The organism is Proteus sp. FME41 (genome assembly GCF_014897315.1).
Lineage (GTDB): Bacteria > Pseudomonadota > Gammaproteobacteria > Enterobacterales > Enterobacteriaceae > Proteus.
On the sequence record NZ_JABUYL010000018.1, the window covers coordinates 1 to 17,335 of the forward strand.

The 17,335-nt window shown below is 38.0% G+C and carries 12 protein-coding genes; 8 read left to right on the plus strand and 4 right to left on the minus strand.

Annotation, left to right across the window (positions count from 1 at the left end; all coding sequences use genetic code 11):
* Positions 1–220 precede the first annotated feature (220 nt).
* Complete coding sequence (gene orn / locus INT04_RS15065; protein WP_193016917.1) at positions 221–766, minus strand: oligoribonuclease; 546 nt, start codon at positions 764–766, stop codon at positions 221–223.
* 114 nt (positions 767–880) lie between these two features.
* On the opposite strand from orn, the gene rsgA reads away from it, so the two are divergent.
* From rsgA to INT04_RS15105, 8 genes are all read left to right on the plus strand, one after another.
* A complete protein-coding gene (rsgA, locus tag INT04_RS15070; protein WP_193016918.1) occupies positions 881–1,939 on the plus strand; it encodes a small ribosomal subunit biogenesis GTPase RsgA in 1,059 nt (352 codons plus the stop codon).
* Positions 1,940–2,027: 88 nt separating this feature from the next.
* The gene (gene asd, locus INT04_RS15075) at positions 2,028–2,924 is read left to right on the plus strand and encodes an archaetidylserine decarboxylase (protein WP_193016919.1); all 897 of its coding nucleotides are present in this window, start codon (positions 2,028–2,030) and stop codon (positions 2,922–2,924) included.
* A 22-nt stretch (positions 2,925–2,946) separates the two neighbouring features.
* On the plus strand, positions 2,947–6,282 hold the full coding sequence (gene mscM, locus INT04_RS15080) for a miniconductance mechanosensitive channel MscM (protein ID WP_193016920.1): 3,336 nt from the start codon (positions 2,947–2,949) through the stop codon (positions 6,280–6,282).
* A 1,342-nt stretch (positions 6,283–7,624) separates the two neighbouring features.
* Positions 7,625–8,500: a LysR family transcriptional regulator gene (locus INT04_RS15085; RefSeq protein ID WP_193016921.1), complete on the plus strand. Its 876-nt coding sequence runs from the start codon at positions 7,625–7,627 to the stop codon at positions 8,498–8,500.
* 202 nt (positions 8,501–8,702) lie between these two features.
* Entirely contained in the window at positions 8,703–9,224 is a 522-nt protein-coding gene (locus INT04_RS15090) for a fimbrial protein (protein WP_193016922.1), read from the plus strand.
* 60 nt (positions 9,225–9,284) lie between these two features.
* A complete protein-coding gene (locus INT04_RS15095) occupies positions 9,285–9,944 on the plus strand; it encodes a molecular chaperone (protein WP_193016923.1) in 660 nt (219 codons plus the stop codon).
* Between the two features lie 12 nt (positions 9,945–9,956).
* Positions 9,957–12,470: a fimbria/pilus outer membrane usher protein gene (locus INT04_RS15100; RefSeq protein ID WP_193016924.1), complete on the plus strand. Its 2,514-nt coding sequence runs from the start codon at positions 9,957–9,959 to the stop codon at positions 12,468–12,470.
* Between the two features lie 9 nt (positions 12,471–12,479).
* Positions 12,480–13,502, plus strand: coding sequence for a fimbrial protein (locus tag INT04_RS15105; protein ID WP_193016925.1), 1,023 nt, complete (start codon positions 12,480–12,482; stop codon positions 13,500–13,502).
* A gap of 69 nt (positions 13,503–13,571) precedes the next feature.
* Here the strand turns inward: INT04_RS15105 and yigL are convergent, their stop codons facing one another.
* Genes yigL through recQ form a run of 3 tightly spaced genes read right to left on the minus strand, consistent with a single transcriptional unit; the run spans position 13,572 to position 17,237 of the window.
* Positions 13,572–14,372: a sugar/pyridoxal phosphate phosphatase YigL gene (gene yigL / locus INT04_RS15110; RefSeq protein WP_193016926.1), complete on the minus strand. Its 801-nt coding sequence runs from the start codon at positions 14,370–14,372 to the stop codon at positions 13,572–13,574.
* A gap of 12 nt (positions 14,373–14,384) precedes the next feature.
* Positions 14,385–15,389: a lysophospholipase L2 gene (pldB, locus tag INT04_RS15115; RefSeq protein ID WP_193016927.1), complete on the minus strand. Its 1,005-nt coding sequence runs from the start codon at positions 15,387–15,389 to the stop codon at positions 14,385–14,387.
* An 18-nt stretch (positions 15,390–15,407) separates the two neighbouring features.
* Entirely contained in the window at positions 15,408–17,237 is a 1,830-nt protein-coding gene (recQ, locus tag INT04_RS15120; RefSeq protein WP_193016928.1) for an ATP-dependent DNA helicase RecQ, read from the minus strand.
* Positions 17,238–17,335 lie beyond the last annotated feature (98 nt).

Below are 17,335 nucleotides of genomic sequence, written 5' to 3' on the forward strand. Positions count from 1 at the left end.
AACTCGCGACCCCAACCTTGGCAAGGTTGTGCTCTACCAACTGAGCTATTCCCGCGTCTTTCTTACACCCGTACAAACGAAATTCTTCATCGGTACGGGAAGCGCATTATACGAGAAAAATGCTTAACCGCAAGCCCTTATCACCAAAAAAATGCGTTTTTTTGATTGCATGTCGATAAAATCATCACAATGATGCAATATCAATCATAAATGCACATTTTTACTCTTTAATAAAGGTCTTACGGTAATAAGCGAGTTCTGCAATAGATTCACGGATATCATCAAGTGCCTGATGAGTATTCTTTTTCTCAAAGCCATCTAAAATTTCAGGCTTCCATCGACGCGCTAATTCTTTTAATGTACTCACATCAAGATAACGGTAATGAAAATATTGCTCTAATTCTGGCATATAACGGTACAGAAAACGTCTATCTTGACCCACACTATTACCACAAATAGGTGATACCCCTTTAGGTACCCATTTTTCTAGGAATTCAATTGTCGCTTTTTGTGCTGAATTATCATCATATTGACTGGCTTTTACACGCTCAACTAAACCACTGCCCGTATGAGTACGTGTATTCCATTCATCCATTAAACTCAGTTGTTCATCAGATTGGTGTACAGCAATAACCGGACCTTCAGCTAAAATATTAAGTTGAGGATCTGTCACAATAGTGGCAATTTCGATGATATGGTCACATTCAGGATCAAGGCCTGTCATTTCCAGATCTATCCAGATCAGATTGTTCTCGCTTTTTGACATAATATATCCTAGCTGTTTCTAAGTGTGAGACATGATATTTTAGCGTTATCATAGCGCGTTTGCTCAATAAGCACGACAGAAGAACATCTAACCGAATAATACAAGTGAGGATCGGTGACAAAACGTAAATTATCTAAAGGCCAGCAACGCCGAGTACAAGAAAACCATAAAAAGCGTTTGCAGAGCAAAGAGAAAAAAAACCACGTTGAATTAGACGATACACAATTAGGTGAAGCCACAGAAGGCTTAGTTATCAGCCGTTTTGGTCAACATGCTGATATTGAAGCGACTGACGGTACCATTACCCGATGCAATATCCGACGCACTATTTCATCTCTCGTAACAGGTGATAAAGTCGTATGGCGTCCTGCATTACAAACACAAGAGGGTGTGCGTATAAATGGGATTGTAGAAGCTGTACATGACCGCACCTCAGTACTCACTCGTCCTGATTATTATGATGGTGTAAAACCGATTGCAGCCAATATTGACCAAATTATTATTGTGTCTGCTATTTTACCTGAGCTGTCTTTAAATATTATTGACCGTTACCTTGTGGCATGTGAAACCTTAAATGTTGAGCCTCTGATTGTGCTCAATAAAATTGATATGTTAGATGCTCAAAGCCGTCAAGAAGTAAGTAAGTGGATGCAAACTTACAAAGATGTTGGTTATCGTGTTCTTGAGGTCTCTAGCTATACTAAAGAAGGGCTCGACACACTGACCGAAGAACTGATTGGTCGCATTTCTATTTTTGCAGGCCAATCTGGTGTGGGTAAATCAAGCTTACTTAATACATTATTACCACCAATGGAAGAAAGTATTGTTGTCAATCAAGTCTCTGATAACTCAGGGTTAGGCCAACATACAACCACCGCATCACGCCTTTATCATTTCCCACAAGGTGGCGATGTCATTGACTCACCGGGTGTTCGTGAGTTTGGTTTATGGCACTTAACACCAGAGCAAGTGACAAAAGGATTTATTGAATTTAGACCTTACCTTGGAGGTTGTAAATTCCGTGATTGTAAGCACTTAGACGACCCAGGTTGCTTAATCAATGAGGCAGTAAGAAAAGGTGAAATTGCAGAAACGCGCTTTGAAAACTACCATCGTATTTTAGAAAGTATGAGTCAGGTAAAAGTCCGTAAGAACATTAATTTAGACTCTTAATCATAGATTCACTGACAACCCGATTAAGGGTGGGTACAATAGACCCCTTTTGTCTATTTTTTATCGTTTAATCCCAGAGGTTGCCATTTTGGACAAGCTAAAAATTAAACTTCAGTATTTATTGCCTAAATTATGGCTAACACAGCTAGCAGGTTGGTTTGCAAACAAAAAAGCGGGTGCCATCACCCAATTTGTGATTAAATCCTTTGCTAAAGCCTATAAAGTCGATATGAATGAAGCGAAAGACAGTCAGTTTCAAGCTTATTCAACATTCAACGCATTTTTTATTCGTGCTTTAAAAGACGGTGCTCGCCCTATTATTGAGGGTGATGACAAACTTGCATTGCCTGCTGATGGCGCAGTGAGTCAACTTGGTCTTATTCAAGATGACCAAATTCTGCAAGCTAAGGGGCACCATTACACCCTTGAAGCATTGCTTGCGGGTAATTTTATGTTGGCAGATAAATTCCGTAATGGTCAATTTATTACGACATATCTTTCACCTCGTGATTACCACCGTGTTCACATGCCTTGTGATGGTTTATTAAAAGAGATGATTTATGTTCCAGGCGATCTCTTTTCTGTGAATCCATTAACGGCAGCAAATGTCCCTAACTTATTTGCCCGTAATGAACGCATTATTTGCCTCTTTGAAACTCAATTTGGGCCAATGATACAAATTCTGGTGGGTGCCACTATTGTTGGTAGTATTGAAACCGTTTGGTGTGGCATGGTAACCCCTCCTCGTGAAGGTATTATTAAGCGTTGGACTTATCCTCAAGCAGATAAAACAGGTGCGATATTCTTGAAAAAAGGGGAAGAAATGGGCCGATTTAAATTAGGCTCAACGGTTATTAATCTTTTCCCTGAAAATACGGTTCAATTGAATAAAGATCTTATGAATGGCTCCGTTACATTAATGGGGGAACAATTGGGTTCCATCATCAATGTTGCTGGCAGTAACACTAACGTCATCAGTGAATAACACGTAATTCGGAGTAACCTTTGTGCGCCTGATAATCAGCCTTTTCTTCTCGCTCTTTTTGACGCTCTCATTAAGCACACCCGCAATATCGGCAGATGTGGAGAAACTACGTCAAGATATTAAACAACTTGAAGGAAGTACTAACCCTCAAGATATTGAGGCCATTCAGGCGCTACAAGGCACTATTAACTGGATTAATGATGGTGAAAAAGCGCAAGCAAATGCAGATAACTATCAAAAAACCATTGATGATTATCCTCAAATCACGAAAGAACTAAGAACAAAGCTACTTGAGGAAAGTCATGCTGTTCCGACTATTCCTGAAAAAATTAGTATTCCTGATTTAGAACAAAAAATTATTCAAATCAGTAGCCAATTAATGGAACAAGCAAGGCTGCAACAACAAGAGCAAGATAAAAGCCGTGAAATCAGTGAATCTTTAAATTTATTACCACAACAACTTTCAGAAGCTCGCCGTTTACTCAGCGACGCAACAGCAAGATTAGCATCTGTCAGTGCATCAACCACACCTTTAACTGAAGCACAAAACAAACTCACTCAAGCTGAAGTCACGGCTCGCAAAGCGATGGTGAATGAGCTAGAGATGGCGCAATTATCAGCCAATAATCGCCAAGAAATTGCCCGCCTTCGTTTAGAACTATTTAAAAAACGCTATCAACGCCTTGATGTACAGCTACAACAATTACGTAGTCTCCTAAATATAAAACGCCAAGAGGTGGCAGATCTCGCGCTAGAAAAAACAGAAATGCTAGCGGAGCAAGGTGGCGAACTTCCTGAGTTTTTGACTAAACAGATCCAAACCAACCGTGAACTTTCTCAAATTCTGAATAAACAAACACAGGAAATGAGTGAGCTATCAGAAAAACAACGCATTACAACACAGCAAACACAGCAAGTACGTCAAACACTGACCACTATTCGTGAACAAGCACAATGGCTAAGTGGCTCAACCGCATTAGGTGAAGCATTAAGAACACAACTGTCTCGTTTACCTGAAATGCCTCGCTCACAAGAGCTTGATAGAGATATTATTCAATTACGTGTTGAGCGTTTAGGCTATGAAGATATGCTGGATAATTTGAGTAAAATTCAGCCTCCAGAAACGGCTGATGGCTCTAAATTACCAGAAGCTCAACAATATATTTTTGATTCCCTTATTCAAGCACGCCATGAATTATTAAATTCGCTGTTATCCGGCTATGACTCTCAAATTCTTGAATTAACAAAATTAAAAGTCGCCACAACACAATTGGCAGATGCGTTAAAAGAGACTAAAGACGCCACAAACCGTTATATGTTCTGGGTTGCAGATATTAGTCCAATTAAATTTAACTACCCTGTTTTATTAGTTAAAGATATTACCCGACTACTTTCATTAGATACCTTCTCACAACTGGGTCATGCTGCTGTCAGTATGCTTAAAAATCAGGATACGTTCCTATTCCTGTTTGTCACCTTATCGATTGTAGGCTTTAGTCTTCGGACTCGAAAACATTACAACGCCTTTCTTGAAAGAGTTAGTAACCGTATTGGTAAAGTTACACAAGATCATTTTTCACTGACCATACGCACTGTCTTTTGGTCTATCCTTATTGCGCTACCCTTGCCTCTTTTATGGTCAGCCGTCGGCTATGGTTTACAAAGTGTTGAATGGCGTTACCCCATGGCAGGGGCGATTGGTTATGGTGTAACTGCTGCGGCACCCGTATTGTGGCTGTTTATGATCAGTGCAACATTTGCTCGCCATAATGGCCTATTTATTGCCCAATTTAAATGGAAAGAGAGTCGTGTTAAAAAAGCGATGCGCTTTTACCAGCTTTCTATCTTTGTCATCGTTCCATTGATGATGTCATTAATCACCTTTGAATATTATAGCGATAGAGAATTTGCCCCTACCGTTGGTCGTTTCTGCTTTTTATTACTCTGTATTGCCTTAAGCTTTATTACTTCGAGTCTTAAGAAAGCACACGTTCCGTTGTACCTTGATAAGCATGGCTCTGGCGATAACCTGATTAACACCATTTTGTGGTGGTTCTTACTTCTCGCCCCTGTGATTGCAGGCTTCGCTGCGGTTTTAGGCTACCTTTCTACGTCAATTGTTTTACTTGGACGTTTAGAAATGTCTGTGGCAATTTGGTTTGCACTACTGATTATCTATCACATTATTCAACGATGGATGCTTATTCAGCGTCGTAAATTAGCCTTTGAACGCGCCAAACAAAAACGAGCTGAAATCCTTGCTCAACGTGCGAAAGGTGAAGATGAAAATACCATTGTAGGAAGTAGTGGTGAAAGTACAGTAGGGTTAGAAATTGAAGCCCAAGAAATAGACCTTGATGCAATCAGTGCACAATCTATTGGTTTAGTTCGTTCTATTCTTACGATGATTGCATTAGTGTCGATGATCTTACTGTGGTCTGAATTAAACACCGCATTCTCTTTTGTCGATAATATCCGTCTTTGGGATGTTACCTCATCGGTTAATGGGGTTAATACGATACAGCCTATCACCATGGGCTCTATTTTAGTGGCGATCCTCGTCATTATTATTACAACGCAATTAGTTCGAAATCTTCCTGCCTTACTTGAACTCGCCATTTTACAGCATCTTGATTTAACGCCAGGTACAGGCTATGCCATTACCACAATGACCAAATACAGCATCACACTCGTAGGAAGTATTGTGGGCTTTTCTTTATTAGGCATTGAGTGGTCAAAATTACAATGGCTGGTTGCGGCAATGGGGGTGGGGCTAGGCTTTGGTTTACAAGAGATTTTTGCCAATATCATTTCAGGTCTGATGATTTTATTTGAAAAGCCCATTCGTATTGGCGATACCGTAACAATTCGTAATTTAACGGGGAATATTTCTAAGATCAATACACGGGCAACCACATTGACCGATTGGGATAGAAAAGAGATTATTGTCCCGAATAAGGCCTTTATCACTGAGCAATTTATTAACTGGTCGCTGTCAGACTCCGTTACCCGTATTGTGATGACCATTCCTGCACCGGCTGATTGCAACAGTGAACAAGTAACCAACGTTCTATTAGAAGCATCAAAACGCTCTACGATGATTTTAGAAAACCCCGCACCTGAAGTTTATTTAGTTGATTTGCAGCAAGGTATCCAAATCTTTGAATTGCGTGTTTATGCAGCGGAGATGGGCCATAGAATGCCAGCAAGACATGAAATTCATCAAAATATCCTCTCAGCCTTTGCTGAACATGGTATTCCATTACCGTTCCCTCCATTCCAAGCAAGAGTGGACATGATGGGCAATACTCTTCGCAGTTCAATGCGTGCAACACCAAGAGAAGTAGGTGGATTATAATCTATTTCATCAATTAATTTGACAAAGGCCGTTATCTTTTCGAAAAAACACGAAAAATAACGGCTTTTTTATTCTCCCCTTTCCCTCTTTCTTATCAATTAACGTTCTCTTTTTGGGTTTTAATATTCCCTAGGTACTCATTTGTAGCCCATTGATTGTCTATATTTAATCCAATTTTCTTTGTTTTTATTTTTTCGATGAAAAAAAACTTTGCGCTTTACTCTCTTTTTGTTTAATAAAATTGATAAATTGTAACATTTAAAACTATTTCACTATTGTATAAATGAGAGCGTAATAAAAAGAGCATCATAAAATGTAATTTCCACCTCTTTATTTCTAATACCCTTCGTTTACTCAAGCTCTCTCTGTTTTTCTAACAAACAGTCAATTGAACAAAAGCACAAAATCACATTTAAGATAAGTCACGGAATTTACCTTAAGGTAAAAATCATTCTACCTTCCTTTATTATTTTTTCATGTCATAGAACTAATCGACTCCTCTTTTAAAATATTACTCACAATTATTGATCTAAATCATATTTTTACGTTTTTATACTTAATATTACCCTTATAATGAGTACCCATCTCTCTTTTTTGATGATTTAACTTTAAATCATTGGTTACTTTTTTAGTATAAATTGACTTAAGTTAAATAAATTATAAGGATCTTAGATATTCCTATTATTAACAACCCAGATATAATATGCAGATAAAAATAATTATTTAACATAGTAAATTGAAATTTAACACTACCATTAATCTAATTTTGATTAGTTTTATTTTCTATAATATCAAGACTCATTATTAGCCTATCGTAATAAATATCGAAGTTATAGAATGACTCTTCTTTTCTCTTATTTATAAATACAAAGAAATAGTCAATAAAAGAAAACGACCGCTTATTAAAAATAAATAAAAAATAAAAACTGTTATATTAAAATAAAAAAAGATAAAAAAAGATAAAAAATCAATTGAATTTCTTAAAATCAAAGAAAGATAAAAATAAACAAAAGAATAATTTTAATAAATAAAAACAAACATAAAAAAAGAAACCTATTTAAAATAACACTTTTTAGTTATCTGAGTTTAATTTAATTAACCTAAATGTGTAATTAAATTAATAAACAACTAAATTAATTTAATATCAATTTTATTTTTTTAAAAACGAGAAAGATAATATAAAAAAAATAAATAATTTAATAAATAGCATTACAGCTTATAATGTTAATATTTCTTAAACTTGGTTAAAAAACAAGTATTCCTACCTATTAACAATGCTAAGATATATTGCTAGGTTTATTTATAATGAGTATTAAATAAATAATAATAAGAAGGTTCCATTATGGAAAAATCCCGAACGACTCTCGATCAATGGATTACCTTACAAGCCGTTGTTGATTACGGTGGATTCGCTCAGGCCGCTGATGCGCTGCACAGAACACAATCATCAATCAGCTATACAATCAATAAGTTAGAGCAAACATTAGGTATTGAAATTCTCTCTTTAGAAAAAAGAAGAGCAGTATTGACTCATGAAGGCAAACTATTACTTGAGCTATCAAGGGAAATAACGGAAAAAGCGATTTCACTAGAAAAAGAGGCCAAAAGTTTTTTATTTAACAATAAGTTAAAGATAAACATACTTATAGATCCTTTATATATTTCAAGTATTTTCTGGAATAAAATGACTCAATTTATTAAGGAAAATAGGCATTATGATATTAATATTCATAAGAATTCACTGAGTAAATTGGATGTTTTATCACAAAAAGAGTATGACTTAGTGATAACACATCATAATATAAAATCATTGCAACCTATTGATTTAGAATGTATTAAAACCGTTGTGGTAACACACCCTGAAAGCCCGTTACAGCATATTCAATATGATGATTTATCTAAGGAATTACAAAGACATACATGTATTTCTCTTCTTACTGATAACCCTGATACAAGTCATAATCATCAGGTAATTCATGTTGGATCGATTGAAACCGCAATAAACCTCGTTAAACATGGATTAGGTTATTCACGACTTCCAGTTGACGTTATTCAAGAGGAATTGAATAAAAATACGATAAAACAATTAAACATGCATAAAAAAGAAAAAGAATATAAATTCTATCTTTACTTGAATAAAAATTCATTCTTAACAGAGGATATAACAAAGTTATTATCCACTTTAAATAATTCACTTTCAGATTTAATTACTGATTAATAAATCGTTACTCTTAATTAAAAAACAAACATTAAACAATTTGATATAAAGACAAAAAAACTCATGTAAATCTTTATTAACTTAAATTTTTTGTAGTGTTATATTTTGTTGGCATATCTTCTATGCGAATAATTCATACCGAAATCTATACTTATAAATAAATTAAAAAGTAAAAATAATTACTTTTTATATAGGACTGATCATGAGCAAATTAAATAAATCACTCTATTTATTAGGGATGAGTCTCTCTCTACTTTCTGCACCGGCTGCCTTTGCATCGGGCACGATTAATTTTACCGGGGAAATAACCGATCAAGCGTGTACGGTGGATAGCTCTTCTAAAAATCTAACCGTAGATTTAGGAAAAGTATCTTCTAAAAGCCTAGCCACTAAAGGCGAAGTTGCGGGCCTTAAAGATTTCACCATTAAACTGATTGATTGCCCTGTTGATACAACAGTTGCAGTCCGTTTTGGTGGTAATCGTGATGTAGTTGATAGTGATATTTTAGCAATCGACACCGTCTCAGGTGGCGCAACAAATGTCGGTATCGCATTATTTGAAAAAGATGCGGTATCTCAAATTAACCTGTATGACGATTCGAAAGAAGTCGAAATTAAAGGCACTGAAATTAACTTAGATTATGTTGCTCGCTATAAAGCAACAGCTCAAGCAACACCAGGCCCAGCTAACGGATCAGCAGTATATAGCATCCAATATAAATAATAAAAAATGAGGGTAAGACTCATTACCCTCTTATTTCTTCTCAACTTTATGGCACCATTTATGAAAAAGACTTTTTTTCTGATCTTATTTTTATTGTTTTCTCTCATAACGGTAAGCCATGCTGCTGGAATAAGTGTGGGAGGAACACGTTTTGTTTATGGCGATAACGCCCGTGAAATTAGTATTCCCATTCTAAATACAGATAAAGAAAAGCCTTATCTGATCCAAAGTTGGGTTTCTGCTTTTCAAGGAAATGAAAAGACACCGTTTATTGCCACGCCACCTCTTTTTCGTATTGAACCTGATAACACGGGAACAGCACGTATTTCGTATACTGGTGAACCTTTAAGTTCAAATACCGAGGTTGTTTATTGGCTCAATATTAAATCTATTCCTCCCGTTGAAAAAAGCCCAGAAAACCAACTTCAACTGGTAATTAACTCTCAATTTAAGCTCTTTTTACGCTCTCATGATATTGAGCCACTTAACTTTAATAACGTCGAACTATCAAAACAAAACCAAGGCTTAGTGCTTAATAACAACACCCCTTATCACTTAACGATTAAACATATTTTTATCGGTGACAAACGCTACCCTTATGATCCTTTAATTCAACCACATCAAGAAGTGGTATTACTTCAAGAGCAAAATATTCACCAGAAAGTCACGGTGCAGTTTATTAATGACTACGGTGCAACTGTAGATAAAGTATTAAATTAAAGGTGTAGCCTGATGACTTTATCCATAATAGCGTTATCGACAAAACGATTATCGGCATTTCCTACTGATGATCGCTACCGCCACGGTGTACTTGCTATGGCAATTACGATTATTTTATTTCCTTACTTGGCGGTTGCTGAGGAACAATTTAATCCTGAAGCCCTCAATTTAGGAATAGAAAATCAAGTTGCGGATATTAATAGCCTTGATTATTTTTCTTATGCGGGAGGTCAGCTTCCGGGAGTCTACTCCGTTGATATTTATCTCAATAATAAACTAATTGATAACCGGCAAGTGCGGTTTATTTTTGATGAAGAAAGAAAAACACTGACTCCTGAAATTACCCTACAAGATTTATTAAATTGGGGAGTCAAAGAGTCAGTTACTTCACAAGTTAATTCCCCCTTAATAACAGATATTGCTAGCATTATTCCTAATGCAACTTATCAATATGATTTTTCACGAGCACGTTTATCGTTTTCTATTCCGCAAATTGCTTTATACAATTATGGTCAAGGCTATATCCCTCCTACACAATGGAACGAAGGGATCAATGCAGCGTTTGTAAATTATACTTATCGACAAAACCAGTATTGGTATCATGACCAAAATAACAGTAATTCGCTTTTCTTAGGATTACGCAGTGGTATTAATGTGGGGGCTTGGCGTTTACGTAATCACAGTAACTACAATAAAAACAATGATAACGCTTCACAGTGGAATAGCTTACAGACGTATGTTGAGCGAGATATTCGTAGCTTGAAAAGTCGATTAACTATCGGTGAAACCGCTTCTGATAATGATGTTTTAGAGAGCATCCCTTATCGTGGTATTAAACTTGCCTCTGATGAAAGCATGTTGCCACAAAGCCAGCGTGGATTTGCACCAGTCGTGAGAGGCATTGCACAAAGCAATGCTGTCGTCACGGTTCGCCAAAATAACAGCGTCATTTATCAAACGTCCGTACCACCGGGTGAATTTGCGATTTCAGATCTATATCCCACCTCTTACAGTGGTGATTTACAAGTCACAATAGAAGAAGCAGATGGAACAACACGGACTTTTTCACAGCCTTTCTCTGCTGTTCCCATGATGCAACGTGCGGGCAGCTTAAAATACAGTGTGGATATCGGTAAATATAATGCCGATAGTGCAGCCCAAAAACCAAACTTCTTACAAGCTTCCGCCATTTATGGTTTGCCTTACAACTTATCACTTTATGGTGGCACATTAATCTCAGCAGATTACCAAGCTTATGCAGTAGGTACTGGGGTTAATCTTGGCTATTTAGGTGCTATTTCTGCTGATGTCACTCACGCTAAAACAACCTTAATAAATAATGATGAGGCTCAAGGGCAATCTTATCGGGTTCAATATTCCAAATATTTACCTGACACCAAAACAGGATTTTCATTAGCGTCTTATCGCTATTCAACAAAAGATTATTATGATTTTTCAGCCGCTAATGAACGCTTTTCTCATCTTTATCATAAGAAAAAACAGTTTCAGTTGTCGGTGTCTCAATCTTTAGGGGATGTTGGCTATCTTTCATTAAATGGCTATCAGCAATATTACTGGTATCAAGATAGAGTCGATCGTAATGTTAATGTGAGTTTTAACTCAAACTACCGTGCTTTAAGTTATAGCGTTTCTTATGCATATAATAAACGTCAAGAAAGTGGCTTAACAGATCAAATCTTATCCATTAATTTTAGCCTTCCTTTCAATATTGCCCAAAATAACAATTGGTTAAGTTATCGTTATAACACCAGTAAACAAGGCGATTCAATTAGCTCTGTCAGCGTAAGCGGAACACAATTGGAAGATAACAATCTACAATATGATATTTCACAAAACTATAACCATACTCGTCAAGAATACAGTGGCTCAGTGAATGGTAATTACAGCGCCTCAGGTGGCGAGATTAGTGCTGGTTACAGTTACGATAAACGCTACCAATCAATGAATTGGGGCGCGACGGGAGCGTTATTAGCCCATTCCGGAGGTATCACGCCTTCTCGTACTATTTATGACTCTGCTATTTTAATTAAAGCAGAAGATGTGGATAACTTAAAAGTCAGTAGCGCACAAAGCCTATATACCAATGCACAAGGTTATGCAGTTATTCCTAATGTTTCACGTTATGAACGTAATAAAGTAACAGTTGATCCCGCGTCATTAACGGGCAATAACGATGTTGAATTAACATCAACAACCGTTATTCCAACTAAAGGAGCAATTGTCTTGGCTGATTTTAAAGCCAGAAAAGGCGCTCGAGTGCTTGCAAACTTACACTACAACGGAACACCTTTACCCTTTGGTACTCAAGTCGAGATTTACCAAGACGACCAAGTGATCTCAAGTGGAATTGTGGCCAACGACGGTGAAGTTTTCTTAAATGGTGTCCCTGAACACAGCCAGTTACGTGCCAAATGGGGTAATAGCGCCGTTGAACAATGCCAAGTAACGTTAAATGTGGATCTCTCGTTAGAAAAAATCCAATTTTTACAACTTAATTGCAGATAGGTGATAGTCATGAATAAATATATAACACTAGGTTGCCTGTCTGCTATTTTGTATACATCAACTACATTGGCAGAATTTAGAGCAGACCTTACCACTAAAACCGTCACCTATTCTGCACCCATTTATGTCTCACGTTCAGCACCTATTTTAACCGAAGTCGCCACGATTAATTTAGGAACCGTGAATGCATGGACATGGTGGAACCTCTCTGGTGGTGCAGTAAGACCGGGGATTTATTTACCCGGCTCTTTTAATGCGTCAAGCCCAAGAGTCAATGGTGCTTATGTCAAAGAGCTTAACAGCAGTGGTATTGGCTATACCTTACATGGCACCATTAACGGAAGTTGTAGTGGTTCTGCTTATGTCGATGGTCAGCAAAATATTGATGGTAACTACAGTAATCGCCTAATTTGTACCACGAATGCCACCAGCGGCAACTATTCCGTTGCATTAGAAATGAAGCTTTACAAGCTACGTGACAATGTTAAATCACAAACACTTCCTGCCTCATGGGTTGCTATGCTCATTGTGTATCATAATGGGTTTATCACTAGTGACTATACTGGCAAAGCAGAGCCAAAAATTAACCTTTCTCCATTAACCATTATTTCTAGTGGCTGTGATGTGGTGAATAATAATATTAATGTGCCACTGGGTACTGTACCTAAATCAAGCTTTAATGGGGTCGGCTCGGTGAGTGCAGAGAGTATTAAAGATTTTAATATTGATTTGAGTTGCGATCCGATTTCACCTATTAAGATCCGGTTTGATGGTGTTGCTGATGATCAACAGACAGCAGGAACCATTGGTTTAAGTAACCCAACTGACAGCAATACCGCTAAGGGTTACGGTATCCAAGTTAAATATAAAAATCAGCCTATCAAGCTGGGGCAATTAATGACTGTGAGTGAAAAAAATAGCGGTGCAGGGAATTATTCTATTCCTTTAGAGGCGGGCTATATCCAAACATCTAATACAACGAGTGCAGGCAAAGCAAATGGGACATTGCAGTTTACGATGCAATATCACTGACGAAATGCAGATGGATTGAAAAAGAAAAAGGCGAACAACCTATCTTGTTCGCCTTTTCTTTAGAAAGGATCACACTTGATATAATTTACGCAAATAATGAGGTACGGCATCATCAGCGTTAGATCCAATCACTTCCATTTCAGGTAATAGATCTTTTAGCATCTGATGAGAGTTTTGCATGATGCAACCTTTACCCGCCATCCGAAGCATCTCTTTGTCATTCATACCATCACCAAAAGCAATTGCATCTTTTGCCGAGTGTTGCATCAGTTCAGCCACCTTTTCGAGCGCCTCACCCTTTGATACACCTCCTGCCATCACTTCTAAGCAATTACGCAGTGAGAAACTTACATTGACCTTATCACCCCAACGCTGATTAATTTCATTTTCTAGTTTCAGCAATAGCTCATGATCATCAGAGGTGAAGAAGACTTTACACACATCGGTGGTCGGAAATCCTGTTTTACAATATATTTCATAGCTAAAGTCTGACTCTCGAAAAAACTCACAAGCCCCTGGCATCTCTTTATTAACATACCAATAGTCACCAGCATAAATATTGGTTTCAATGTCAGGGTGATCAAAAACCATAAGCGCCAAATCATAAGCAATTTCAGGCTCTAGATCTTGGCTAAAAATAAGGTCGCCATGAGTGTTGTGCACTCGTGCACCATTAGAGGTTATCATATAAGCGTTAATGCCTAATCCGTCACGAATTTGAGCAACATCAACATGATGACGGCCTGTTGCGAACACAAAATGCACCCCTTTATTAATAAGTAGGTGCAGTGTTTCTTGAGTATAGGGAGTTAATACGTGATTAGGTGATAACAGAGTGCCATCAAGATCTGAAGCGACTATCGAATACATACATATTCCTGATTAAAATAAATGCTTATCATAAAACTCACAGATTTCATTCAATGCTTGTGAGCGTAGCTTGTCTATTTCGAACAAGATTTCATGGTGCGCACCTTCAATCACCAGTGGCAATTTTTTCTTTTCTTCTCTTGTTCTGGACTGTCTATAACGTTCACAGAAAGCCCTTAGCTCTTGATTATCCACCACTTTATCATGCTCTGCTTCGAGCACTAATAGAGGGGTTTCAATCTCTCCCGCATGTTCAATTAACCAATCTCCTGTTTGTAGGCTTTCTCCCATCCAATGATATGTAGGGCCGCCTAATCGTAATTCAGGAAAATCAGCATAATAACGTAAATAACGACGGTATCGTTCATGACTGTGTGTTAACACATTAAGAATAAAGGGCAATGGAAACCATTTTCCTGTTGATACCGCGTAGTTATTTCTTTCTGATTCATTTTGTTCTGCTCGGTTAACTAGAAAATTAGCCACCCAGCGTGGTATCGGCAATTTAATACCAAACATCGGCGCGCATAATGCCGCTGCTTTAAAAATATGAGGTTGCTTTAGAAGATATCCCGCTAAGATAGCGCCCCCCATTGAGTGGGCTAACGCAAAATAGTGTTGATATTGATAAGGTAATACTATCGTATCAACGAAAGTCGAGAAATCATCGATATAATCACTAAATTTTTCCACATGGCCTTTTTGAGTATCATCTAATAGCCTATCAGAAAGGCCTTGCCCGCGATGATCTAGCAAGAAAACATCATAGCCAATGTGGAAAAAATCAAACGCCACTTCAGGGTACTTTACATAGCTTTCACTACGACCTGAAGCAATAACCAGTGCCTTATTGTGCGATGGTGATCGCCAATGGACATAACGAATTTTGGCACCATCAACGCCGATAAATTCACCCTCTTCACGTTGACTCCAAAAATCCAATAAAACGCCATTCGTAAACGCAGAAAACTGCTTTTCACGCGATAACCACGTATGTTTAAAAAGAGTGGTTGTCATTGGCGCTCCTCGTTGGTGTTATTCAAAGCCCTCAATATGGTCACGAATGAGCGTCATAAAAGCAGGGCCAAATCGCTCTAGTTTTCGTTGTCCTACCCCATTGATTAATAATAACTCATCAGGATAAACGGGGCATTGCTCTGACATTTCTATCAATGTGACATCATTAAAGACCACAAAGGGTGGAATATTCTCTTCATCAGCAATAGATTTACGTAATTTACGTAGTTTCGCAAATAATTTTCTATCGTACTGTCTATGTGCATTTCTTGTTTGTTGATTACGGCTTTTCGTTGGACTTAACACTCTAGGCACGGCTAATTGTAACGGGACTTCACCACGTAAAATCGGTCTTGCCATCTCAGTAAGCTGTAATGCGGAACGGTGTACAATATTCTGTGTCACCATTCCTAAATGAATAAGCTGGCGTATGACACTCACCCAGTGTTCATGGCTTTGTGCTTTACCGATACCGTAAACAGGTAACGAATCGTGCCTAGAATCCCGAATACGCTGATTATTCGCACCTCTTAAAATCTCAACAATATAGCCAATACCGAAGTGCTGACCCGTACGATAAATGCATGATAACGCTTTTTGTGCATCCACTAAACCATCATATTGCTTAGGGGGATCAAGACAAATATCACAGTTACCACAAGCATTTTGTCGATGTTCATCAAAGTAATTCAGTAAGACTAAGCGTCGGCATGTTTGTGCTTCAGCAAATGCACCCATGGCATTAAGCTTGTGCATTTCAATCGCTTTTTGATCGCTTTCTGGCTTTTCATCTAAACAACGGCGCAACCATGCCATATCGGCAGGATCGTAAAATAATACCGCTTCTGCGGGTAATCCATCCCGCCCTGCACGCCCTGTTTCTTGGTAATAGGATTCAATATTTCGAGGAATATCAAAATGAACGACAAAGCGTACATTGGGTTTATTTATGCCCATTCCAAAAGCAACGGTCGCAACAACAATTTGTAAATCATCACGCTGAAATGCCTCTTGCACTTTAGCGCGTTGTGCTATTTCCATTCCCGCATGGTAGCCCGCGATACTGAGCCCACGTTTACTGAGGCGCTCTGCGGTTTCTTCCACTTTACTGCGGCTATTGCAGTAAATAATGCCAGACTTTCCTTTTTGACCCCGAATAAAGAGCCAAAGCTGATCAAGCGGTTTGTATTTCTCAACTAAAGTGTAGCGGATATTCGGTCTATCGAAACTGCTGATATGAATTAAAGGATCATGCAAGACTAGCTGATTAATAATATCGTAACGTGTTGTGTTATCTGCAGTTGCGGTCAATGCAATAATCGGGACATCAGGAAGATACTGTCTTAATAATCCAATACCACGGTATTCAGGGCGAAAGTCGTGCCCCCATTGTGAAATACAGTGTGCTTCATCAACCGCTAATAATGCCGGTTTCCACTGCACTACATGGTGAAGAAAGCTTTCCATCATCAAGCGCTCAGGGGCAATGTACAGCAGTTTTATTTCACCCTTTTGACAACGTAGTTGGATATCCAGTTGTTCTTCACGTGTTTGTGTTGAATTTAAGTAGGCGGCGTCAATACCATGGAGGCAAAGCTGATCGACCTGATCTTTCATCAATGAAATTAAGGGCGAAACAACAAGAGTCAGCCCATCCAATAATAAAGCAGGAATTTGATAGCAAAGAGATTTCCCTCCCCCAGTCGGCATCACAACTAAACAATCGCGACCCGTTGTAATGGTATGGATGACTTCTTGCTGACCAGGACGAAATTGCTGATAACCAAAGGTATCTCGCAAAATGACTTGAGCTGATGGCATTGAATTAAGAACTTCTGCTGTGGACACACCGTTCCTCTGAAAAGCTGCTGATAAAAACTATGATGAGGAGTAAAAGAAAAGGCACCAATATGAAGGTGCCATCATCATTTATAGCCTTATGCTAA

Bases quoted from the DNA above. Each gene is read 5' to 3' on its own strand.
- orn (WP_193016917.1), bottom strand. From the start codon at position 766: ATGTCAAAAAGCGAGAACAATCTGATCTGGATAGATCTGGAAATGACA.
- INT04_RS15085 (WP_193016921.1), top strand. From the start codon at position 7,625: ATGGAAAAATCCCGAACGACTCTCGATCAATGGATTACCTTACAAGCC.
- INT04_RS15090 (WP_193016922.1), top strand. From the start codon at position 8,703: ATGAGCAAATTAAATAAATCACTCTATTTATTAGGGATGAGTCTCTCT.
- INT04_RS15095 (WP_193016923.1), top strand. From the start codon at position 9,285: ATGAAAAAGACTTTTTTTCTGATCTTATTTTTATTGTTTTCTCTCATA.
- INT04_RS15100 (WP_193016924.1), top strand. From the start codon at position 9,957: ATGACTTTATCCATAATAGCGTTATCGACAAAACGATTATCGGCATTT.
- INT04_RS15105 (WP_193016925.1), top strand. From the start codon at position 12,480: ATGAATAAATATATAACACTAGGTTGCCTGTCTGCTATTTTGTATACA.
- yigL (WP_193016926.1), bottom strand. From the start codon at position 14,372: ATGTATTCGATAGTCGCTTCAGATCTTGATGGCACTCTGTTATCACCT.
- pldB (WP_193016927.1), bottom strand. From the start codon at position 15,389: ATGACAACCACTCTTTTTAAACATACGTGGTTATCGCGTGAAAAGCAG.